Source organism: Tunturiibacter lichenicola, from assembly GCF_051013355.1.
Lineage (GTDB): Bacteria > Acidobacteriota > Terriglobia > Terriglobales > Acidobacteriaceae > Edaphobacter > Edaphobacter lichenicola_F.
Genome location: NZ_CP132944.1, coordinates 4,026,019 through 4,047,160 on the forward strand (window position 1 = coordinate 4,026,019; position 21,142 = coordinate 4,047,160).

General features: G+C 51.1%; 17 protein-coding genes. 2 read left to right on the forward strand and 15 right to left on the reverse strand.

What is annotated here, in order from left to right; genetic code table 11:
- Nucleotides 1–32: 32 nt before the first annotated feature.
- From RBB82_RS16890 to RBB82_RS16920, 7 genes are all read right to left on the reverse strand, one after another.
- Nucleotides 33–350: a hypothetical protein gene (locus RBB82_RS16890; protein WP_433971918.1), complete on the reverse strand. Its 318-nt coding sequence runs from the start codon at nucleotides 348–350 to the stop codon at nucleotides 33–35.
- Nucleotides 351–670: 320 nt separating this feature from the next.
- Nucleotides 671–1,888: a putative sugar O-methyltransferase gene (locus tag RBB82_RS16895; protein WP_433971919.1), complete on the reverse strand. Its 1,218-nt coding sequence runs from the start codon at nucleotides 1,886–1,888 to the stop codon at nucleotides 671–673.
- 41 nt (nucleotides 1,889–1,929) lie between these two features.
- Complete coding sequence (locus tag RBB82_RS16900; RefSeq protein WP_433971920.1) at nucleotides 1,930–2,238, reverse strand: hypothetical protein; 309 nt, start codon at nucleotides 2,236–2,238, stop codon at nucleotides 1,930–1,932.
- Entirely contained in the window at nucleotides 2,235–3,194 is a 960-nt protein-coding gene (locus tag RBB82_RS16905) for a hypothetical protein (protein WP_433971921.1), read from the reverse strand. Before RBB82_RS16905 ends, RBB82_RS16900 begins: the two co-directional genes overlap by 4 nt.
- Before the next feature lie 242 nt (nucleotides 3,195–3,436).
- Nucleotides 3,437–5,026 (reverse strand): ArnT family glycosyltransferase, encoded by a 1,590-nt coding sequence (locus RBB82_RS16910; RefSeq protein ID WP_433971922.1) that lies wholly within the window; start codon nucleotides 5,024–5,026, stop codon nucleotides 3,437–3,439.
- A gap of 85 nt (nucleotides 5,027–5,111) precedes the next feature.
- Nucleotides 5,112–6,806 carry an ABC transporter ATP-binding protein gene (locus RBB82_RS16915; protein ID WP_433971923.1) on the reverse strand — a complete coding sequence of 565 codons (1,695 nt, stop codon included), beginning with the start codon at nucleotides 6,804–6,806 and terminating at the stop codon, nucleotides 5,112–5,114.
- Nucleotides 6,807–7,064: 258 nt separating this feature from the next.
- Nucleotides 7,065–7,994 carry a cupin-like domain-containing protein gene (locus RBB82_RS16920; RefSeq protein ID WP_433971924.1) on the reverse strand — a complete coding sequence of 310 codons (930 nt, stop codon included), beginning with the start codon at nucleotides 7,992–7,994 and terminating at the stop codon, nucleotides 7,065–7,067.
- Between the two features lie 312 nt (nucleotides 7,995–8,306).
- Here RBB82_RS16920 and RBB82_RS16925 point away from each other — a divergent pair, with 312 nt between their 5' ends.
- Entirely contained in the window at nucleotides 8,307–9,266 is a 960-nt protein-coding gene (locus RBB82_RS16925; protein ID WP_433971925.1) for a hypothetical protein, read from the forward strand.
- Between the two features lie 627 nt (nucleotides 9,267–9,893).
- Here the strand turns inward: RBB82_RS16925 and RBB82_RS16930 are convergent.
- The 5 genes from RBB82_RS16930 to RBB82_RS16950 form a co-directional block, all read right to left on the reverse strand.
- Nucleotides 9,894–11,552 (reverse strand): MFS transporter, encoded by a 1,659-nt coding sequence (locus RBB82_RS16930; RefSeq protein WP_433971926.1) that lies wholly within the window; start codon nucleotides 11,550–11,552, stop codon nucleotides 9,894–9,896.
- Nucleotides 11,553–11,567: 15 nt separating this feature from the next.
- Nucleotides 11,568–12,875 (reverse strand): HlyD family secretion protein, encoded by a 1,308-nt coding sequence (locus RBB82_RS16935; RefSeq protein WP_433971927.1) that lies wholly within the window; start codon nucleotides 12,873–12,875, stop codon nucleotides 11,568–11,570.
- A 27-nt stretch (nucleotides 12,876–12,902) separates the two neighbouring features.
- Nucleotides 12,903–14,264, reverse strand: coding sequence for a TolC family protein (locus RBB82_RS16940; RefSeq protein ID WP_433971928.1), 1,362 nt, complete (start codon nucleotides 14,262–14,264; stop codon nucleotides 12,903–12,905).
- A gap of 423 nt (nucleotides 14,265–14,687) precedes the next feature.
- On the reverse strand, nucleotides 14,688–15,419 hold the full coding sequence (locus RBB82_RS16945; protein ID WP_433971929.1) for an SDR family NAD(P)-dependent oxidoreductase: 732 nt from the start codon (nucleotides 15,417–15,419) through the stop codon (nucleotides 14,688–14,690).
- 104 nt (nucleotides 15,420–15,523) lie between these two features.
- Nucleotides 15,524–16,270: a glucose 1-dehydrogenase gene (locus tag RBB82_RS16950; protein WP_433971930.1), complete on the reverse strand. Its 747-nt coding sequence runs from the start codon at nucleotides 16,268–16,270 to the stop codon at nucleotides 15,524–15,526.
- 272 nt (nucleotides 16,271–16,542) lie between these two features.
- On the opposite strand from RBB82_RS16950, the gene RBB82_RS16955 reads away from it, so the two are divergent.
- Nucleotides 16,543–16,836, forward strand: a complete 294-nt coding sequence (locus tag RBB82_RS16955; RefSeq protein ID WP_433975396.1) for an ArsR/SmtB family transcription factor — start codon at nucleotides 16,543–16,545, stop codon at nucleotides 16,834–16,836.
- 348 nt (nucleotides 16,837–17,184) lie between these two features.
- Here the strand turns inward: RBB82_RS16955 and RBB82_RS16960 are convergent, their stop codons facing one another.
- From RBB82_RS16960 to RBB82_RS16970, 3 genes are all read right to left on the reverse strand, one after another.
- Entirely contained in the window at nucleotides 17,185–18,030 is an 846-nt protein-coding gene (locus RBB82_RS16960) for a hypothetical protein (protein WP_433971931.1), read from the reverse strand.
- A 1,094-nt stretch (nucleotides 18,031–19,124) separates the two neighbouring features.
- The gene (locus RBB82_RS16965) at nucleotides 19,125–20,225 is read right to left on the reverse strand and encodes a helix-turn-helix domain-containing protein (protein WP_433971932.1); all 1,101 of its coding nucleotides are present in this window, start codon (nucleotides 20,223–20,225) and stop codon (nucleotides 19,125–19,127) included.
- Entirely contained in the window at nucleotides 20,209–20,844 is a 636-nt protein-coding gene (locus RBB82_RS16970; protein ID WP_433971933.1) for a hypothetical protein, read from the reverse strand. The genes RBB82_RS16965 and RBB82_RS16970 overlap by 17 nt, the downstream gene beginning before the upstream one ends.
- Between the last annotated feature and the right edge of the window lie 298 nt (nucleotides 20,845–21,142).

Below are 21,142 nucleotides of genomic sequence, written 5' to 3' on the forward strand. Positions count from 1 at the left end.
TCTCAAATATTGTGCTTGACTTGGAGACGGTGTCATGACACTTGCTTGGAGCATGACGGTCGCCCTGAAGGTCTATTGCGATCGCCCGTAGAGTACTCGACCTCAGGCTCGCGAAGTCCCAGGCGCTGTGGAAACTCGTCGGCCTCGTCCGGTGGGGTGTCGAGAGTGGACTGCGCCATCAGGCTGGTCTGTGTGCTTTGCAGAATAAGGTGCGTGCCTATAAAGAGGATTGTTGTGGTGAGAAGATGCGACGCAGAGGCTTCGATCCATGCTTCCTGCATAACCAGAATCGAGACGCAGATGGGAAAGAGCACGATGTAACGAAGGGTAGCTACAGGGAGATTGTTCACTGAGCTTTTGTGTAGATGAGTAAACGGAATGTCCCGTAAGGAGAACAGCAACACGTCGGGGCGTAGAAGAGACAAACATACTGCTACTAGGAATTGCATCGTTGCTATGCGAGAAATCTTCATGCCGGATGGAGAGAGGATGTGAAGTAGAAGCGCCGTACTGGTGCTGATGAGGAATGTGCCAGGCGGTGAAACTAGCTTGGCTCTGGCGAATTATATAACCAAAAAAATAATTTCGCGATCACCTTACGACGTTGGCTCGGTGTTGACGTGGTGGTCATCCCGCAAAGTCCGTCAGGAAGCGAATGGATCTCGTCAACTTATCTCGTGACCGATTTTGTTCTCATGTAGTGCTGCTCCAATATGGTTGAAGCCGCAATGCCCTCAGCACTACCGATACCCGCACTGAAGACCTTGTGACTGTGCCAATCCGACGAGCGCGCATCAACCAAGTCGAAGGAAGCGCATCCCTGGCTTATCAAGCTTGAAATCAGCTCACTCGCGCGTTTATTCCCGATATGTAAAAAGCAATCTCCTGTCACTCGGTCGATATGATTTAGATACTCTACCAATGCGTCGGAAGATATATCTGACATCGCATGGGAGCTGAAAGTAAGATCGACACTTCCGGGGGGCATACTTGCCAGTACGTACGTCGGCATCAGTACAACGTCTACCTCGTCAATGGCCTTCTTCGTCAGATTGTGCTCGCCGAAGAGTAAAAACCTTAGTTGAGGAAAGGCTTTCATGAGGTAGTACGAGGTCAGTGCTATGCTCTCTGGAACATCGAAATCGAGGTAGGTTACTCCTGGCCGGTCACGGAGAAGATAATAAGCCATACCGCCGAACCCGCCCCCAATCTCTGCGACGGTTGCGATTTTAGAGTCGAGCAATGTGTCGATCTTATGTGCGCAATAATGTGCAAACTCGGCACCGACTCTTATGTGCGTTTCTCCAAACAACACACCAAACGGGTTCCCAATATCTGGACCGGCCAAATCATTCAACGTAAAGCGGCCGCCTGTCCTTTCCATCCAGTAGTCAAAACGATGCAGGACAAGGCCCAAATAGAATCGACGGTGAATATCTTTTATCTTTCCCCCAAAATATGCCTTCGACATGCCGTACGGCGCAGTTATCAGGCCCGCGGAACAGGGATCGCGAAAGAAATTCTGGTACATTCCTTTCAATGCTTCGATATCTGATGTGAGTAACGCCCGCATTACGGGGGCTAGACTTTGCTGCTGCACCTGCTGCCACCACTCAGTAGCTCTAAATGCCTCAGGTGCGAACTTTTGCTGTTCCACGGCTCGAATGTATGATGCGCAAACCCTTGCCAGAATTTCTGCATCATCGTCAGCGTGTTGGATACGAGATAAGAAACCGTCAGTAACACTTTGCAGATCGTAGCGCGCATCGCCACGAAAGCGGCGTTCGCTATAAGCAGCAAACTTCCACATACTTAAACGCGCCGCGAATAAAGCTTTCGCGGCTTTTGACGTTCTTAGAGGATGGCGAAGGTATCTCATCTTCACCATGTGACACATCCTCCGGAGACAACGAAGTGTTCAGCAACTCATTATGGATTAAGGAAGCGTAGGATTGCCTGTTCGTCTTCCTTGCTTAGCCCAGCACGCACGCGCATATGTCGAGCAACCGTTCCTGAGATTCTTGGAGAGAAGCCCTGTGGCGTGGTATGGCAGCGCGAACAGTTCTCCTCGAACGCTTTTTGACCATCTCTCTGTTGAGCAACAACATGTACGGCTGTGCTCTTCGACTGATGCTCGCTGTTGTTGACTGTAGTCTTGTTAGCATCTGCCGTCTGTGATAGTCCCGGCATTGCGATCAAAATCAGGAGGCTAAAAAAAGTACGGCTCGCAATCTTCATGATTTACCTCTCCACGCTGGAAAGAGAAAGCGATAAACGATACCGGTCTCCCAGATGTTGACATTGCCGGTGGAAGAAAACTGCCGCGCATAGGTTGTGTTGAGCCTGACCTCATGCGGTAGGTGATACGCCAGTCCGAAGTCTACTCTCTGCGTGTTCGCTGCGGGTAGTTCATCGCTCGGATCAGGAGCATTTCGAAATGTCTGCTGCAGGCGAAAGACTGGTTCCAGTCTTCCGATCAAACTTTCCTCGCCATGGATTTGTGATAAGCGGTAATCCGCCTCTGCCCAATAACCCTGCGAATGCGGCCCGTGGGCCCACTCTGAGCGAATCCTCAACGGACTATTAATGGGTTCCCACCATACGTGCATCCCAACGGCATTTGTCTGGTTATGCTCCAACGATCGGCCATAGGATGTTCCTACTTCAAGCCCCTTCTTTGGGAAGTAAACATTTAGTTGTCCCCCCGACGAACGTTGTGATTGGAACTCTTTCGTTGTGCTGCCGGCTGAGAAGTACGCCGCATAGCTGATCGAGACGTTCTCCGTCGAGAACGCATTCCCTCTTAACATCGCACCAGTACCGCTGGCATTCACCATGGTCCCGATACCAAAAATTAGTGGACCATCTAAATTGTTGATCCAGATTGGACTGAGCCGTTCATTGTAGGTTCCGAATGGCGTCAGGAAGTACCCCCCCACTAGCGTTACATGCGAATTGGCAATGTAGTCGCCTTGCAGATACGACAACCCCAGGAAGGTTGAGTGGTTGTAGCCTTGCCCATTGCCCTGCGGGGAAAATGTCTCCACCACATTCGCCCGAGATTCGATCAGCAGATGCTGGCCAATCGGAGCCGCAAGCACGGGTGTCAATATTGGCTGGTATGTCGTATTACCGCCCGTTGTATTCGTAAAAAAGCCAGCACCTCCCGAAAGAAGGGGGATATCCTGGGCCATTAGATCTACCGCAAGAGATGATAAACCTAGAATTAGCAGTATGGCGCCAATTCGTCGCGGAAGTTTGCGACAGTTGAACCCTGGTGAGAGACACATAATGAATCAAATTTATCCTCCTGCCTCTGGGAGTGTGTCACTGCATGATCGAGACTCTGTCATTTGATTGTCATAGAGGTGAGAGCCGATTCAGATTCCGTCCACCAAAACAAAGGGTTAAAGTCGGTCGGCGCGCATGAATTTTTTTAGCTCCCTACACAGTGATTCGAATCGAAGTTTCCTCCGATGGCCTTCTGGTCGCTACCAAGAGTTCCGTTGCGCTGCCAAATCTCTCCTCCAGAAACAACCCTAGCCAAGTGGTAGTTTGTGGCAACATATTGGCGGAACGGCTTTAGGTTGTCTGTCGCACAATTGGATTGATTTAGCTCGGGATAGAGAAAAATATATCTTGTACGGTGACGAGTCATGGAAGAGAGCAAATCATTAACCTGCTGCGGTCGAGTAAAGTCACTCGGCGTCACAAAATCTAGAGGGCCAGGGCTCTCCAAAGACAGGGCAAAAGCCATAGTCGGGTCGTTAAAAAACGTATCGCCTGAGTTCGTATGCTGAGCAAGCCACCATATTTTTTCATATTGCTTGTCGTTTACTAATGCCACACTCCCTGTCGGCAGACTGACTATAGTATGTCGATGTAGCTGCCGAGCAATCGGAAGATAAATGACAGCGAATATTGTAATGATCCACAGTACGGTCCTTGCCCGGCGATACGGTCCGCCAGTACGTTCACAAAGCCATACACAGAGAATCACAGCAGGAGGGGCAACGACACATAGCCGGAGAAACGTCGGCGCACTCATGACCGAAACGAAGAGTGCAGTTCCCACCGAGGTCAGGAGAAATATATTTCTCCATTCGGTGTGGCGCATACTCTTCTTATTTTTCACTAGCCGGTATGTACATAGCACATAGATAAGCGGCAGGACAGCATGAATAAATGAATATGGAATTAAAGAAACGAGATCGCCTGCTCCATGCATTGGAGGCTTCTGAAAAAAAGTCTTATAGGTATTGCCTTCATTGTGATGAAAAAAAACAACCGGAAAATAAATTGTCCAGTATGCGATCGTGCGAAGACCAACCATATGGGCGTAGGGTCCGACTACAAAGGCTAATACGGCTACGAATGGCATACACAGTAGAAGTAGCTCGCGGAGGAGATATGTGCTCTGCTCATCTTCACGATTTGTCCATGAAAGATAGATGCCAAATGCAAGCAATGCGAGCCCGCCATGCATCTGTGTGAAAAGTGCTGCGATGCCGCATGAGATTCCCGCGGCAAGTATCCTGCCCTGGCTTCTGCCGCGCAATAGAAAGCCTACTGCGATCAATACAAATAGGGTGCTCCACCAGTGATGTGTCGCATCGAGTGCACTATTGAAATCGATTACGAGAAAGAGCACTGCCGCTAATATCGCGGATGACCCACTGAGAACTCTGCTGGAAATCCAGAGTACGACCCAAGCAAGACATAACCCCAATACAAGCAGAATCGCTTGCACCAGCCACTGGTGCACTCCGAGGAGTCGAAAGATTCCGGCATATAACAGATCGGTTCCGGGAAAGATGAAAGTAAAGAAGTCCCGATAGGGGAGCTCTCCATGCAGAATACGAAGAGCGTGCAGAAAATAGTGCGCTTCGTCGCCAAGGGTTAAGAAGGGTGTAGCGGGAAGATAAAATGTCTTTAAGTAGAGAAACAATATTAAGGCGAAAGAGAATAGGAGGATTTCGACTCGACTTAGATTTGCTGGATTTGATTCAATCTTAGAGATCTTCATGGCAATGTCGTTCTCTCTCTGCGTCGGTTCATTTATCTGCGAAACGTCCGTGATTCAGCTATTTAGCAACCTGACCTCGAGTACTTCACATGATTCTGTCGCCTTCTCCCGGTGCAAGAAAGAGGTTGGCTTCGAGGCCATGTTGACGGTCATAAAGTTCGTGGTAGCGGCCGTCGATACGGTAGAGTGAATCGTGGGTGCCACGTTCGACAATCCTTCCGCTCTCGATTACTAAAATCTGATCGGCGCGCCGAATGGTGGATAGTCGATGAGCAATGACAAACGTTGTGCGTCCCTGCATAAGATAGTGCAGGCCGTTCTGGATCAGGGCCTCAGACTCTGAGTCGAGCGAACTGGTGGCTTCATCTAGAATGAGAATACGTGGATCGGCAAGTATGGCGCGGGCAATCGAGATGCGCTGGCGCTGACCTCCAGATAACCGAATGCCGCGTTCACCAACGATGGTTTCGTATCGCTCCGCAAAACGTTCGGCGAATTCGTCAACGCGGGCGATGCGGCAGGCCTGTATGAATCTTTCCTCGGTTGCCTCAGGACGGCTGAAGAGAATGTTCTCTCGTACGGTGCCATCGAACAGGAAAGTATCTTGCAGCACAACACCGAGTTGCTGCCTAAAGCTACTTAACCGAATGCTGCCGAGGTCAATACTATCGATTGAGATGTGGCCGCCTGTTGCAGTGTGAAAGCCGCAGAGGAGCGATAGGATGGTCGATTTTCCAGATCCAGAAGAGCCAACAAGGGCGGTAACGCTGCCCGGCTTAGCTTCAAAGCTAATGCTATGAAGGACTGGCTTGTCCGGGACATAAGCGAAGGTAACATCTTTGAAAGTGACCTCTCCGCAAATGGAGTTGATCTCTTGAGTGCGTTCTGGCTCACTGCCCTCACCGCATTCATTGAGAATATCTGCGGTACGATCTAGACCGGCGATGGCTTCGGTAAGTTGAGTGCCAATGCTAACCGACATCGCAATAGGCGCAACCATAAAAGCAAGCAACATGGTGAACTCAACGTAACCACCAACATCAAGACGATGCATCTTTACCTCTCGTGCACCTAGATACATGATGAGTGGGCCGAGTACTCCAAGGACCACTGTCTTGCAAAGTGACATGAAGGCTTGCGCCTTGATTGAAAGGGTGATGTTCTGAAGTAGGCGATTTGTGCCATCAGAGAAGACGCGTGCTTCGCGTGCTTCGGCGTGGTAACCCTTGACTACCCGCACGCCGCCAAGCGACTCCGTCAGGCGGCCGGTAACCTCGGCGTTTATTCGAGAGCGCTCGCGAAAAAGGGGCCGAGTCACCCCAAATGCCCTTTTCAAAAACCAACCGAAGGCAATGACAATGCATATCGTGAGGATTGTCATGAGTGTACTGATGTGGATGAGGATGGCAATCGCGATAATTGCAGTAAGAATTCCTCCAAGGAAATCCAGAAGGCCCGCACCAATGAGGTTACGCACACTTTCAGTGTCAGTCATGATGCGGGCGACCAGTGTCCCGGTATGGTTATCGTCGTAGAAGGAGATCGGTAGACGGCCGACGTGCTCCTGTACCTGTGCTCGAAGCTCCGCGACAAGGCTCTGGCCTGCGACGGACAGATAGCGATCTAAGATGTAAGTGATGGTGGCTGAGATAAAAGTCGCGCTGGCGACAACGCCGATGATTAAGGGAAGTTTATCGAGTTGATGTTGGTACATCACATCGTTGATAAGGTAGCGCGATGAAATTGGTACCGCGAAGCTGCAGAACCGCTCTACCATCATCAGTAGGAGGCTACCGGCGAGAGGCCATCGCCGAGCCCTTACAAGTTTCCAAACCTCATTCCTTGCTTTACCGAACGTCTGCCCGGAACGCGACGTCTTCTTGCAAGGATCAGACGGAGGCCGCTCAACGGTCTCTTTTGTGCGGCCGAAGCCCGAGTAACAGGAAGAGGGTGGCATACTATAAACCAGTTATGTTGGGTTAACTTCCACCTACCGTTGCCGACACCGTCGAGGTAATTCCGGCTTCAACATGTGGCGTTACTCGCCATGCATTGTCGGCTCATCTCCCTTCGCTTTCAATCGTTTTAATCTTGTACTCGCTGCATGCGTCAGAGTAATTGCGGACGCCTTCACAGAGTCAACAAGCGGTGAGCTTCCTAGGGGCCGTGGTTTCAGCCCCATTTTCCTCAGGTAGTAATTGGCTTGGTAAACGTTCTTGCGTAACGTATCCTTATATTGATAATTGATGCTGAGAGAAATTGAGATGGCATCTCCATTTTTCAACCAGTGTGGATTGTTCAGCGGTATATGAACTCCCGCCCCTGGGCGCAAGGTAAAGACTTGGGCGCGGTCTTCATGGGCCAGTGGATACGTCGCTGCATAATTGTCCTCCGACCAGAATCGCTCCAACTCCTCTTCTGGTAACACCTCTCTGTCATTGCGATCGAAGATGTGAATCTGCTTTTCGCCACTGACCTGCATCAGAAAATTGCAGATTGGATCAACGTGATACATGGTCACACGTCCCGGCGAAGTGATGTAAATATCCGCTTCTTGGGTCTTCTTGTCGTCGTCGACTACGCGACCGCTGAGCCTCTTCACCTCCGATAGGCAATCCTCAAGAAGCTGTCTGTAAGCAGGATCTTCATCTACTCGCAGAGCAGCGATCCAGGCTCCGGCATTTTCTAAAGAGTCGAAGACTTCTTCTACAGGCCTTGTCCGCTCCGGGACAGACTCTAGACTCTGGTCGACACGAATTTCACCGGCGTTGTAATAGACGTTCTTCTTGGTTGCAGGACTAGTCAGCAGCTTTCGAAGGCGTTCACGCGAGAACAAGGGGTGGTCCGATGTTAAGTTGTGTCTGAATTCGAAAGATCTCTCGTCGAAGTCTTCCTTGGAAGTGGGATAGTTAAATTCGAAGATATTTTCTTTTAAATTTAGATCTTCTTTAAAAGCTCTTGCTGACATATACCTCCTGCGACACTCACCACACAGGTAAACTCTTGACACCTTTTGTCTCAGATTTGGAACAAGGCAACAAGCTTGATAATAGTCGTCGAACGTTCGCTAGAGGCCGCTTCAATAGCTGTGGTTGTCTTTTTCTTGTCACGAAATTGTCAAATGATAACTACTAAGAACCAAGGCCGGTGACAAGTCGTGCCAGCAAGATAGATCATTACCTTGTGGCGGTCTGACATAACGATGAATGCCCCACTTGGAGCATCGCGCGTTTCGTGATTATGTCGATTTTAGCGGAAGGTAGATGAGAAGAGGATTCACATGTCAGCAAGGCTAGAACGTGTTTTTCACTGCGACCCCGAGGTCTTCAGGCAGAACTTCAACCATTTACCGCATGAAGTTAAGCACACGCTGACACCCCATCCTCTATTTAAACTTCCAGCACTTGCGGAGCTTGCCCAGAGAGTTGCGGCACGCAAAAATCCACACCATCCGCAAGGTGACATTCACGTCGATCGAGAGCCAGCACCAACAAATCGTAAGGTTCATTTACACAACTGGCCACAAAAGAACGGTATCTCCAAATTGGTAGAGGACATTGAAGACGGGAAAACCTGGATTATCTTGAAACACATTGAGCGCGAACCCGGTTATCGTGAGGTCTTCGAAAACTGCATCTGCGACATCCTGGATCTTACTGGTAGTGGGATTGTCGAGAACATCAAGTGGTTTGAAGCTATCCTCTTCATCACTTCTCCCAATCGAGTTACCAAATATCACATTGACCGCGAGTGTTCTTGGTTACTTCAAATCCATGGTAATAAAGACATTCACTTTTTTGACCGGTCTGACAAAGATGTGCTGCCCGACGAAGAGCTCGAGCAGTATTGGATGTATAACAATCGTTTTTCGGCGATCTACAGACCACAGTATGAATCGCGCGCTATTGTCCACCACATGCGTCCAGGCACTGGCGTACACAGCCCCGTAAACACGCCACACTGGTTGCAAAACGACAACAATGTATCTGTTAGTCTCAGCATTAACTTCCAATTTCACGAAAGCGCTTGGGAGAATCTTTTTAAAGCGAACTACTACCTCCGTCGAGTTGGACTCACTCCTACGCCGCCGGGGAGGAATCGCTTTGTAGATCGCGTTAAGAGAAGCACCTACACGGCCGTTCAAAGCGTCCGGCGCAATATTAAAGGCATTCCGGACGTTCGCACTGCCGACTCGCGTCAGGACTACAACCGTATCGTGAGGCTCCTTGCCTCGCGCTGAACAGCGATGCAAAGCGCTGATATTCACGGATTGTGTAATTCAACTGATTAAATAATCTCAATTTATCCGATACGCACGACTTCATACCGCTCTGCGGACAGTGTGCCTGATGGTTCTGAAGTAGTTCGTCTTTACTTTCATGCAATGGATATGCGAAGGGCAATCGGTGCGGCGACTCATTTGGTCCCGACAGAATTCAGTGAGGGCATCGCAAAAAAAAATCATTTTCTGACTACGAACGGCCATCGCATCGTGTGAACGACGAGAGAGTTCAGATGTTGAGAGCGCTTCGTTTCTCAGTCTCTGCATTGCAGAGAATCTTCTCAGACTTGTTGTTCATCGGTTCGGCGGGCCGAATTATCTTCTGGCTATCGAACTGAAAGTTCGACGATCCGATTCAGAATACGCAGGATGCTGAACTTCGCTTTGGCATGTCTTGACTGCAGTGTGCAGAAAACACATGAAAGCCTGTGATTGGTGTACTCCCTACACGAGGAAGGAACAATAAGTGTGGATCATTCTGCTCCCACTCTCTATGTCTGTTTCGCTGGGGATAGGGTATTCTTCTGCAACAGAATTGTAGCTATGAGTCATAGAGTGATCGTCGAAAATGAATCAGCTTATCCCTCACCACAAGTGGAAGTGAGAGCGTACGGGTGAGGGCTCGTTCTTTAGGCGCGTTGCTATTATCACGCAGAGGATGACGACACTTAGAACAGCAAGACCGAAGTAAATGTCGATGTAGGAGAGCAGCCGACTTTGCGTTATCACGTTCGATTGGAAGATTTGGATCGCACCCAAAGTGGGATTGCTGGATGCTCCGCCATCGCGCGTGATCAGGCTGGAGTATTGCGAGAGGGTTGATTGAAGCGTTGGGTCAAGGCGATTGGCCACATCAACCAGACGCGCCGAGTGCAACGTCTGGCGGTGGTCGAACATGACGGTTGCGGCGGTGACGCCAAACGTGTTTCCCAATTGTCGAACGAAAAAATAACTTGTGGAGACGTCGTTCAAATCCGAGAACGCGGCCTGGCTCGTGGCAACGTTGGAAGCGCCTATCACAAGAGGTGCTATGGACAGTCCTTGCAGGAAGGTCGAGAGCGCGAGGAGCCACGTCGGGGTAGTAGGCGTCCAGATGTAAATGAAGTTGACGCAGGCGGCGCACATCATCAATGCGCCGACAGCGACCACTTTGGATCCACCAAGCCGGGGTAGAACGTAACGGACTGTAACTAGGAGGCCGACTCCCAATCCCGACGTATACGCTGAGATGAAGCCGCCCGTTTGAGTGGCGCTGTAATCCTGCACATTGCGCAGATATTGAGGCAAGACGAACAGACCTGCGCCCATCATCGCGCCGACGATAGCCACGATCACAATGGAGGCTCGTAACGGAGTTTGCCGCCAGACGGTGCGCAGATGCAAAACAGGCGCCGGATTTTCAGGCCTCCAGTCCCACCACAGGAAACCTACAAAGCAAAGGACTGCCACGAGCAGGAAACACACGATGAAAGGCGACTGAAACCAAAGATCACGCTCACCCCTGCTGAGTGCAATTTGCATAGAGCCAAGTGCGGCGATCAGCAGGCCCGCGCCCCAAGCGTCGACGTATGACTTCTCGCTGCGTAAGTACAGTTGTCCCCACGGTACATGTTTCCAGACCAGAAATGTGCCGATAGCGAGAAAGGGGAAATCCAACAGGAAGGCATAGTTCCAGCGCAACGTATCGGAGATCCATCCCATGGCGATGGGATAGATTACTTCGAAAATCGAGAGTTCCAAGTAAAGCAAAGATACCGCGAAGACGCTGGCCTTACCTGGGAACATCAGGCGGATAAGGATAACGGTGCGAACCAAAAATGCTCCACCGCCAAAGCCCATGACGACTCGTGAGATGAGCAGAAGCCTAAGGCTGTGTGGACTGCAAAAACAGCCGATTGCTCCTGTAGCGTACAACGCAATGCTGAGAAGCAGGTGGCGCCGTGCGCCGAGAACGCGACTCATCCAATAGCTGATCGCCATAGAGCACAAAAAGCCGAGGTTGTAGAGGATAATCACCCAACTGACGTCGTCCGAGCTGCCAGCCACGTTGCCTTGCAAGTCCGGGAGCAGGACGTTGATTGAGAGTCGATTCGAAATTTCGATTGCTGTGACCAGGCCAACGCTGAGCAGAATGATGAGTCTGCTTTTCTGAGAGAGTTGGGCAAGCGATTGGGTTATCCGCCGGCCGTATTCCTCTTCCCAGGGTTCGAGATTGCTAAGGTTGTTTCCAGCAATATAGCTCATGACATTTCCGTTATTTCAGCGAGTGTAAATCGTAGCCTCTACGTTCATTCCCGGACGCAGGACTAAACGAAAGTCGCTGCTCTGTTTCACAAGAATTTTCACCGGGAGCCGCTGCACCACTTTGATAAAGTTGCCGGTGGCGTTCTGCGGAGGCAAGAGCGCCTGCCGCGAGCCGGCCGCGCCGGCAATCGAGTCTACGACACCATCGAAGTCGCGGTCGTAGGTGTCGACGTGAATTTTCGCGCGTTGACCAGGATGCACGTTTTTCATCTGTGTTTCCTTGAAGTTCGCGGTTATATACACCTGATCAAGTGGCACCAGCGTGAACAGTAAGTTTCCGGGCAGCACGTACTGTCCAAGGTGTACCGTCAGCTGAGTCACTTGGCCAGAGATAGGCGCTCTAATTGTCGTGTAATCAAGATTTAGCTCGGCCTGGTCCCGCACGGCTTTGGCCCGCTCGACGGCCGCTTCGGTTGATTTGTACGTTGCCTCGGTGATCGGAACCTGTTGCTCCTGAGCCTTCGATTCCAGCAGCAGCGATTGCGAGCGCGCAACTCTTGCTTTTGACGAGTTCATCGTGGCTCGCGCGATCTCCACATTCTGCTGTGCGGCGGCGAGTTGCTGCTCGGCGGCTGCAAGATCATTTTGTGCGACGCGTGCGGTAGCGTCTACGGCGTCGAATTGAAATTTAGAAACGTCGTTTGTTTGCAAAAGCGGCTTGTAACGTTCGAGGTCGGCCTGTGCACGTTCGTTGGTTGCGCGTTTGGCGGCGACCTCAGCTTTTGCTTGAAGCAGATTTGCAGTGGCGGTACGTTCCAGTTGGGCCTCCGACATCGCATAGTCGGCAGCATCAGATTCGTGCTGCGCCACGGCTCCTCCGGTGCTGTGCGTTGTGGTGCCACGCGTTAGTCCAATTTGAAGTTCGGCTGATTTTGACTGGGCTTCGGCAAGATCTAGAGCAGCTTTTGCCTGATCGAGTTCTGCCTTGTATTCGCGCGGATCGATCTGCACCAGCACATCTCCGATTTTAACGTTCACATTGTCGTCGATCGGCAACGCGACGACGTAACCAGACACCTGGGATGCGACGGCTGTGATGTGAGCATCTACTTCTGCATCGTCAGTTGAGACGCGTCCTAGCCAGATGTACCAGGTTACAAGCAGGATGAGTAGAAGTCCGATAATGCCAAACTTCGCAGGGCGGGGAAGTTCGCGAATCGCTTTACCCGCCGTAGCTGGCAAGGAAGGTATGGTGTCCATCGCTGATGCCGACATTGGTGGGGGCTCTGGCGATGCAGTGGGTGGTGTGGGTATTGAGCTCATTGGCGCGATTTTCTTTCGGCGGTTCCTTTATTTGGCATATGTGTTCTGCACCTCGCCCATCGCTCGAGCCAGATTCACTCTGGACTGGTTAAAACGGTATAGCGCATCGATCTGATTGGAGTTCGCGCGTGCCAGCGCATCCTGTGCGGTGACAACTTCAACGTTTGTAGTAACTCCGGCTGCAAAACGGCGATCAGCCTGCGCGACCTCGTCGTTCGCGAGCTGAAGCCCCAGATTTGCGACTTCGACGTTTTTACGTGCCGCGTCGAGCTCATCGGTCGCCGACTTCACCTCACGAACGATACGCGCTTCCAAGAGCTGACGATTCTCCTCAATACGCTTTTGCTCCAGGTCTGCGAGGGCAATTTCGGCGTGAATCCGCCCACTAGTGAAAAGCGGAACGATCAAATCGATCTGATATCTGTACGCGGGAACGCCATTGTCGAACCGAGAGCCCTGGTAGAGCCAGAATCCGGAAAACCCTATCTGGGGCACGCGCTCTTCAGAAGCCGATCTACGTTCCAGATTCGCGATACGCTCCTGCGAAGCCTGTGCCTGCATCTCCGGGCGGCTTGCCAATGCTGTGTTGATGGCTGCTGTTTTTTCAAAATCAGGCAAATCGAAGAACTTCAATTTGTCGGTGACTACCGGCTCCTTGTCGCGTGGAAGATTGAGCAGTTCCGCCAGAACATAGTTAGTGGTGTGCGTCGAAGTTTCCGCGTCGATCAGATTTTGTCGTTCATTCTGCAACTCGACCTGAGCACGAACGGTATCGATGTTCAGACCAATCCCTGTCTTCTGCAAACTCGAAGCTTGCTCGTAAAGGCGCTCGGCGAGAGCAACGCGGACCTTTGCAGCGTCGTAAGTAGCGAACGCACGGAGAACCAGAATATATTGGGTTACTACCGAAGCAGCAACATCTTCGCGCGTTACAGTCTCTTGCGCTCCCGCCTCACGGACGCCTTCGCGGGAGACCTGATAGTTGCGAAATAAGGGAAGACTGAGGAGTTTTTGCGAAAAAGCTGGACCAGCTTGAATGAATTGATAGGGGCCGGCAGTGTCGCGCGTGGTTGTACGCTCGACCGAGGCCAGGTTGTACTGACTGACTGCTCCGGTGCTGGTCAGGCTTGCTTGCGGCAGTAGAGCCGAGCGCGAGATCTGGCGTTGGCGGTCGCTTTCCAAAGAGAGCAAACGAAAGGCCACGACCTGGGGGTTCTGCTTCAGCGCCAATTGCACCGCCTCCTTCAGCGTAAGCTGAACCGATTGTATGGGCGGAGCAGAACTCGGTTGCGTGAGGCCTTTTTCAGGAAAAATCACAACAAACGGTAAAAAGAAAGAGATAGCTGCAACAATGCGCACCGGGACAGACTTGTTTGTCGTAATACCCATAACTCCTCCGTGGTGAGCCCGTTTCGCTGTTCTTCGATATTACCGGCGACCTAAAAGCACAACAAGAATGTATTTGGAAAGGCTTCAAGACTGTAGTGGCCGGTCAGAAAATATGCAGCATCCGGCGAAATTGCCTAAGAAGTGTGCAAACTCAAATACGCACTACCATCACGCAAAGCTAGCTTACGACTTGAAAATCTTCTGACAATTCTCGCACTGCCGCAAGTGATGTTGAACACATAATGGCTGGATAACGTTCGTCAGGAGGCCAATTTCAGCTGCGACATCGGAATACAAGGGTGAAATCGCATGAGATTATCAATGCATAGCAGGCAGTTTTTCGCACTTAAATTCGTTACGCCGCTTCGTGCTGACAGCGGCGTGGCGATTTCACTAGATTTGTATCAGCTATATACAGTTGTGTTAGATCTGTGCTGTTCCGCCGTCGACGAATAGCTCGACGCCATTGACGAAACTTGAATCGTCAGAGGCGAGGAAGAGCGCTACGCTTGCTATCTCTTCGGGGCGACCAATTTCGCCACGTGGAATAAGAGTCTTGAAGTATTCTTTCGCATCAGGCCCAAGAGGATCGAGGATGGCGGTGTCGATTGTTCCTGGACTGAGGACGTTGACGCGGATTTTGCGGTCTTTGAGATCATTCAACCATGTACGTGCGAAGGATCGAACTGCGGCTTTACTGGCGCTGTAGACCCCAAATGCTGGGAAGCCCTTGACGCTGGCGATTGAACCGTTCATGAAGATAGAACCGCCATCTGAAAATAGCGGGAGAGCCTTTTGCACAGTGAATAGTGTGCCACGCACGTTCAGATCGAAAGTCTTATCGAAGTGTTCCTCGGTGACTTCGCCGATCTTTGCGAATTCCCCTTTGCCTGCGCTTGCGAAGAGGACGTCGATCTTTCCTTTCTCCTTCTTGACTATCTCGTATAAGCGATCGAGGTCGGCGAGGTTTGCCGCGTCGCCCTGGACGCCGGTTACGTTCTTGCCGATTGCCTTAACCGCTTCATCGAGCTTGTCCTGACGACGGCCGGTGATGAAGACATACGCGCCTTCCTTCACGAAGAGCTTTGCTGTGGCGAGTGCCATACCTGACGTCGCTGCTGTAATAACCGCCACTTTTCCTTCAAGCTTTCCCATGTCAATTCTCCCTTTCGCTTTTACAGTGCTTGTTTTTCCACCCTTGCGATGAAAAGACCGTTCAAACGCCTGATGATCAAGCGTTGAACGGGCTGACTGCGAGGTTATCGGAGACCGCCACCCGCAATGACGCGCTCGCCGGTAATCCACTTTGCGTCGTCGGATGCGAAGAAGGTAACAACAGAGGCGATGTCGTCGACCTGACCTGCGCGACCCAGGGGAGTTTGCGTGACGAGAGCTTTCTCGAAATCAGATCCGATAAAGCCGGCGGATTGAGTACCTTCGGTGTCAACAATGCCAGGATTAACGGAGTTGACCCTGATCTTTTTCGGACCGAGTTCCTTTGCGAGCACGCCCGTGATGGCATCGAGAGCGCCCTTAGTGCCGGTGTAGACGGCGCTGTTGGGAGGGGTGATGCTACTGACGCCGGAGCCGATATTGATGATGCTGCCACCCGCTCCGAGGTGCTTGACGGCTGCTTGCGTGACAAGAAGAACACCGAGTACGTTGATGTTGAAGATCTTGTGGAACTGCTCTTCGGTTACGGCTTCGATAGGAGAGAACTCGTACACTCCAGAGTTGTTGACGAGGATGTCAAGGCGTCCGTAGTTCTTGATGGCTGCATCGATGATACCTTGCGCTTCACCGGCCTTGGAGACGTCACCACCTGCGGCAACTGCTTTGCCACCCGCGGCTGTAATTGAAGAGACGACTTTGTCCGCGCCAGATTTGCTGGATGCGTAATTGACGATGACGGACGCACCTTCCGCGGCGAGCGATTTGGCGATGGCGGCTCCGATACCCTTGGATGCGCCTGTAACGACTGCTACTTTACCTTTTAGCTTGCTCATGACTGGCTCCTCTTCGAGATTGCTCTCATTGAACTTGGAATCGTCGGAAAACCACCAGTAACGGTCATGTTCCGGTTTCTGCTGAATAGATGGAGTTCAATGATTAGAAGATTCATTAGTTCCGAAGTTATGCACTATTGAACAATCTATTAAAAAAGACTACTGTGACATGTGTGAGACCTCTGTTCCACCCTTCGGTCCAAGACGTTACGGTTGAAGCGATCCTTCATGCGTTGTCTGATCCTGTGCGTGTCGCGATATTTGCCAACATTGTGGGGCAGGATTGTTCGCACAACTGCGTAGCGTTTTCCAATATCAATGAGAAGCCGATACCAAAATCAACGCTTTCGCAGCACTTCAAAATCCTTCGCGAGGCAGGGTTGATTCGAGGCGAACGACAAGGTGTCGAGATGCACAATACCTCTCGTTGCACGGAGATCGAAAAACGCTTCCCAGGGTTAATCCTAGCCATTGTTACGGCTCACAACATCCAGTTGGGAAATACGAAGCGGTCAACGAGAGCGATTAAGCGAAACTCTGTCAAGCAGTCTGCAAGAAGCAAGTGAGACGCCGATCGGTACTATCATCAGCGATGATCGACAAGCTTCTCTATTCATCATGTGAGAGATACGCGAGATTTATGTAAGTGATAGTTTTCTGTAAATGGTGGAGGCGGTGGGAGTCGAACCGGGAAGGCTCTAATGAAATCAGTAAGTTACACATTGCAAAAGCCGATGTTCCCGCTCATTCCCGTGATCCCGACAATCTGTGACACAAAATTGACACAAAATTGTGGCAGGGGTGCCACCTCAGTGTAGTCTCCGGCGTGTAGCAGTCTGAGTGATTGGAGTGCCTCAGAAACTCAAACTCCTCCACCAAGATGGATCAGTATCAACAGGTATGGACTCTCAGGCTTACTGTCTGGGGCGAATGATGACCTTCACATCCATGCCGTCAGTCGGCTTGGACAGATCGGCCTCAAGAACAGCCGGGTTCTTTAGCTTGTGCTCAGGGTCATAGACAAAGCAGATCATCGTCTTGCAGCCGCGTTGCTTGTAATGCGCGATATCGTTTATGAGTTCTTCGCCCAGCTTCCTGTCGTTCAAGCCTTCCCGAATCATCTTCATTTCAAGCACAATCGAATCGTCCTTGAGATAGAAGTCGGATCGCGTAGATGCGCCAGCATAGCTCGGTCCATACTCTTCGCGCCGTACTGTCTTAAATCTCGTCAGCAGCAACCCGTGATACAGGTCCTGCACGTCGTACTCGTTTTGGATCAAAAAGTCAGGTCGATTGTGCTGCCGATTGCGCAGGGCCAGCGCTGCGCGATGGAATGTCTCAGCCAACTGCATCACATGCTGAAGCGCGGCGGCGTTGTTGGTATTGAAGGTAGTACGGAGTTCGCGACGATTCACTTCGGCCTCAAATTGCGTCACAACGTCAAGTAATGCTGGTTCGTTGGGATCGAAGATTTCAATGACACCATCCCAATCGTCGTTGCCGCCAGAGTGGAAACCCGCTATGACGCCATGTTTTTTCAGGAAGCCGCAAGCCTTCCAACGCAATTCGCAGTATCGGGTGATGATGCCGGGTGTATTGGCAGGACAGAGTATCTCGTACCGTACCAGCATTCGACGGAACGGTATGTAGATCGGGTCAGAGCCAGCGTCCATGTTCGCCTGAATGTCTTGGCTGACATCTAGCACCGCATATAGCAACTCATCTTCTAGGCGTTGTACTAGCGCAGCGTCCAAAGGCATGATTCCAAGTCTACGTCTGTCGCGCGAAAAGCGGCCCTGTCCACAGCATCCATGATCCCCTTAGACCTCGCCTCGTTTACTCGCCGATAAAAGAATTCCCGCAGATCGTAACGAACGCGGAAAGATTTACTCCGCCGAGGAGCGTGAATGCCTCAGGGCCAAGAGTTTGCTCGTCCCCTGAGTTCGCCAATGCGATGCTGCAAACCCAGACCCCAATAAGCGAAGCCGTATCGTTCCGTCAACTCTCTAAGGTTTTGGGTGGCTTTGGTACCTTGTGTTTACTGATTTGTTCCCCTTTTTCTTGATGGCCTATATGCATTGCGTTACAGACGACACATTGGTATATGCGGAGATTTGACTCACTGCGGCCTTGGGTGAGTTGCTGGAGATGGTGGAGAGCTGAGAGGAAGTTGGTGTGGACGAACTTACTGCGGCACTGGCGTCGAAGGCGATTATTGGGAGCTGTGCGCTCCGGTGCAAGCGGGTAAAGTGGCACCAGTCCCCCCGCAGCGTGTGCGAGGGAAGTTCTATTTAGGAGAAGCGCGACGGCTCTCTTGGCCTTCTTGGCTTTCTTCGACCCAATCTGGAGTTTGAGTTGTGCCGCTTGCTTCTCCAGGTCCTTCTGATAGGTCACAAAGTCGGTATGTTCGAAGGGTAGCGGTTCTCTTCCCATAGCCTTTAGGTAGAGAGCGAGCCGCATGGCGGTGCGCCTTGGTTTGCTGGGCAAGAGGCCTGCTGTTCAGCGGGCGGGATATCGGGGAGGCTCCGCTGGAAGAAATATAGTGTAGGCGAAAATAAGGCGAACATTCAAGTCCAAAATGGGGACGCACTTCATGCGATGAAAGTGGTCCATGCTCTCCCCTCATCGTCATCGCACCTTCGTTTCACATGCGACCTACAGTCGGATGCAACTGAGCGGTGACGTTGACATCAAAATTTGGCTGATATCTGCTGGTTGCCCAGTCCGTTGATATCGGCATCAGATGCTGGCAGTCATTAATCACGTCCTCACGATTGCTCAGAGTTTAACACGACCGCGATGGTGGGTTCCCCGCTCCTGCTAGTCACCCTCCGTCTTATACTCTTAATCACACCTAAGCAATTCTCATAGAAATTACTTCTGCCATTTTGGGAGACGAAGTTGCTATTTGAACTCCCGTGACATCTTTGAATGTTTTATGGGTGAAATGCAGTTTAGAACGCAACTGATCTACAGTCAGGTCTACTCCGTTTCCGAGAGCATTAAACGCGGTCTGTAAAAGCTCTGGTTCTTGAAAAACTGGCTCGGCGGGTTCCCCCTTTGTCCACCCCTTGAACGACATATATTGAAACGCCCTGCGATACTGTGCTGCACCAATGAGTCCAAGGTCGTATGCTCTACGGACGATAGCGGACGCACTCGTATGCCAACGACGCTTGAGGTCGAAAATGTGTTTCCATGAAAACGGTGCCGCTAGAAATTCTCGGCTGAATGCTCTTCTCGGCATTAGAAACGCGCTCGCAAATCTATCCGCTTGCTCCTCAGTCTGGACATCACCAGTGTGAATGCCAGCATGCATGATTAAGTGGCCACACTCGTGCCCGATGTCAAAATTCCATCTCGAAGGACTTTGTATCGCTTCGTTCAAGAAGATTACCGTGGTCTTGCCTTGCCGGGAAAACGCATCGACTTTAGACGATTGAACAAAATGCCGAACGATGATTACGCCTGCGTGTTCCAAGACTCTCCCCATCTGCCAAATGGGGCCATCGAGCCCTAAACGCCAATGATTTCGCGCATTCTCAGCAGCTAGTTCAACGTCTTCGAATGTGGTTGCGGGAATCCTTGGTAGGTCAACTTCCGGAAATGCAAAATACCCCCGCAGTTGTTGGATGACCATTCCAAGCAGCGTCGCGTGCGCCCGTATCTGTGTCTTGGTCTTTTCGGGTGTTGATCTGCGGTGACGGAAACTGCATTCACGCTCTAGAAAAACGTCGTCTAGTTCTCTATAAAAAAAATCTTCTTCAAACCCTAAAACTTCGGCGCATGCTTCTACCAAATCGGGAGCCGGGTCTCTCTTGATACCAGTTTCGCAGCGTGCAATCATCGCGCTCGACGCGGCGACTTCTTCTCCAAGCTGCTTCTGGGTAAGTCCCCGAAAATCCCTTGCAAGTTGTAACCGTTCTCCCCAAAAAACCTCATTTTGCAACGGCATTGATCGGCGTTTCCTTATTCTTCTTTTCTTCGGCGGTTTCTTTCTTCAAGGGGACAGCAACGACAGGCGGCATGCTGACTGGCGGTGCCTTCATCGGAGTTATGTTCGTCTTGAGTTGAGACTCGAACGGAATCCTATAGACTCCAACGACTTCTTTGAACTCATCAATTTCGACAAGGCTAACTGACGCTGCATGCCGAGTCGAATCAACTTCGACGGCCAGTCTCAAAACAGTATCTAGCGCCGGAATTCCCTCGAACTCAAATGACAACTGAATGGCACGTTCCTCGCCGGGAGTAAGAGTCAGGTAGCGGCTGGGCGGTTCTTCGGGATCACCTTTATAAATCCGCAGTGGCACCCGACCAATACTAAAACTAAACTGGAGTGCCTTAAGTTCTGTGTTCATCTTTAGCCAGTCCACAGTCACCGAGAGTTCGCGAATCTCGAAGTAGTTGCGCTGATAGACTCTGGTACCAAGCGACCAGTCTCCATCACCCTTTTCCGGCTCGTGCAGCCTCACGCACTCGGCACGAACATCGCGGAGCAGGGTGGCGATAGTTGAGAGATACTCCTCGGTTAGGTCGGGATACTTAGTCCACGGTTCCAGTTCGATGATCATGGGTTCGAATATACACGAATCGCGACATTGGTGTAGAAAAATTTCAACAAGTGAATTAATTTCACACAATGAAGCGAAATATGTTCCTGACTGTGACGGCCATCCCAGAGTATCGAAAGGGGATAATCATCGATAGTGCGGGATAATCACGTCTGCAAAAGCGGACTTCATCACGGCTCGTTTTGCAAAGATCCAGCGGTAGTAAAAGTTATTGCTCACTTGTTTGAATCATTGACTAGCCCCGAGTGATATTGGGCATAATGCCTCTACCAATCGTCCGTTTAGTCTTACGAGCCCT

Excerpts from the sequence above, each read along its gene's own strand:
- RBB82_RS16895 (WP_433971919.1), bottom strand. The coding sequence starts at position 1,888 with ATGGTGAAGATGAGATACCTTCGCCATCCTCTAAGAACGTCAAAAGCC.
- RBB82_RS16900 (WP_433971920.1), bottom strand. The coding sequence starts at position 2,238 with ATGAAGATTGCGAGCCGTACTTTTTTTAGCCTCCTGATTTTGATCGCA.
- RBB82_RS16905 (WP_433971921.1), bottom strand. The coding sequence starts at position 3,194 with ATGGCCCAGGATATCCCCCTTCTTTCGGGAGGTGCTGGCTTTTTTACG.
- RBB82_RS16910 (WP_433971922.1), bottom strand. The coding sequence starts at position 5,026 with ATGAAGATCTCTAAGATTGAATCAAATCCAGCAAATCTAAGTCGAGTC.
- RBB82_RS16915 (WP_433971923.1), bottom strand. The coding sequence starts at position 6,806 with ATGATGGTAGAGCGGTTCTGCAGCTTCGCGGTACCAATTTCATCGCGC.
- RBB82_RS16920 (WP_433971924.1), bottom strand. The coding sequence starts at position 7,994 with ATGTCAGCAAGAGCTTTTAAAGAAGATCTAAATTTAAAAGAAAATATC.
- RBB82_RS16925 (WP_433971925.1), top strand. The coding sequence starts at position 8,307 with ATGTCAGCAAGGCTAGAACGTGTTTTTCACTGCGACCCCGAGGTCTTC.
- RBB82_RS16930 (WP_433971926.1), bottom strand. The coding sequence starts at position 11,552 with ATGAGCTATATTGCTGGAAACAACCTTAGCAATCTCGAACCCTGGGAA.
- RBB82_RS16935 (WP_433971927.1), bottom strand. The coding sequence starts at position 12,875 with ATGAGCTCAATACCCACACCACCCACTGCATCGCCAGAGCCCCCACCA.
- RBB82_RS16940 (WP_433971928.1), bottom strand. The coding sequence starts at position 14,264 with ATGGGTATTACGACAAACAAGTCTGTCCCGGTGCGCATTGTTGCAGCT.
- RBB82_RS16945 (WP_433971929.1), bottom strand. The coding sequence starts at position 15,419 with ATGGGAAAGCTTGAAGGAAAAGTGGCGGTTATTACAGCAGCGACGTCA.
- RBB82_RS16950 (WP_433971930.1), bottom strand. The coding sequence starts at position 16,270 with ATGAGCAAGCTAAAAGGTAAAGTAGCAGTCGTTACAGGCGCATCCAAG.
- RBB82_RS16960 (WP_433971931.1), bottom strand. The coding sequence starts at position 18,030 with ATGCCTTTGGACGCTGCGCTAGTACAACGCCTAGAAGATGAGTTGCTA.
- RBB82_RS16965 (WP_433971932.1), bottom strand. The coding sequence starts at position 20,225 with ATGCCGTTGCAAAATGAGGTTTTTTGGGGAGAACGGTTACAACTTGCA.
- RBB82_RS16970 (WP_433971933.1), bottom strand. The coding sequence starts at position 20,844 with ATGATCATCGAACTGGAACCGTGGACTAAGTATCCCGACCTAACCGAG.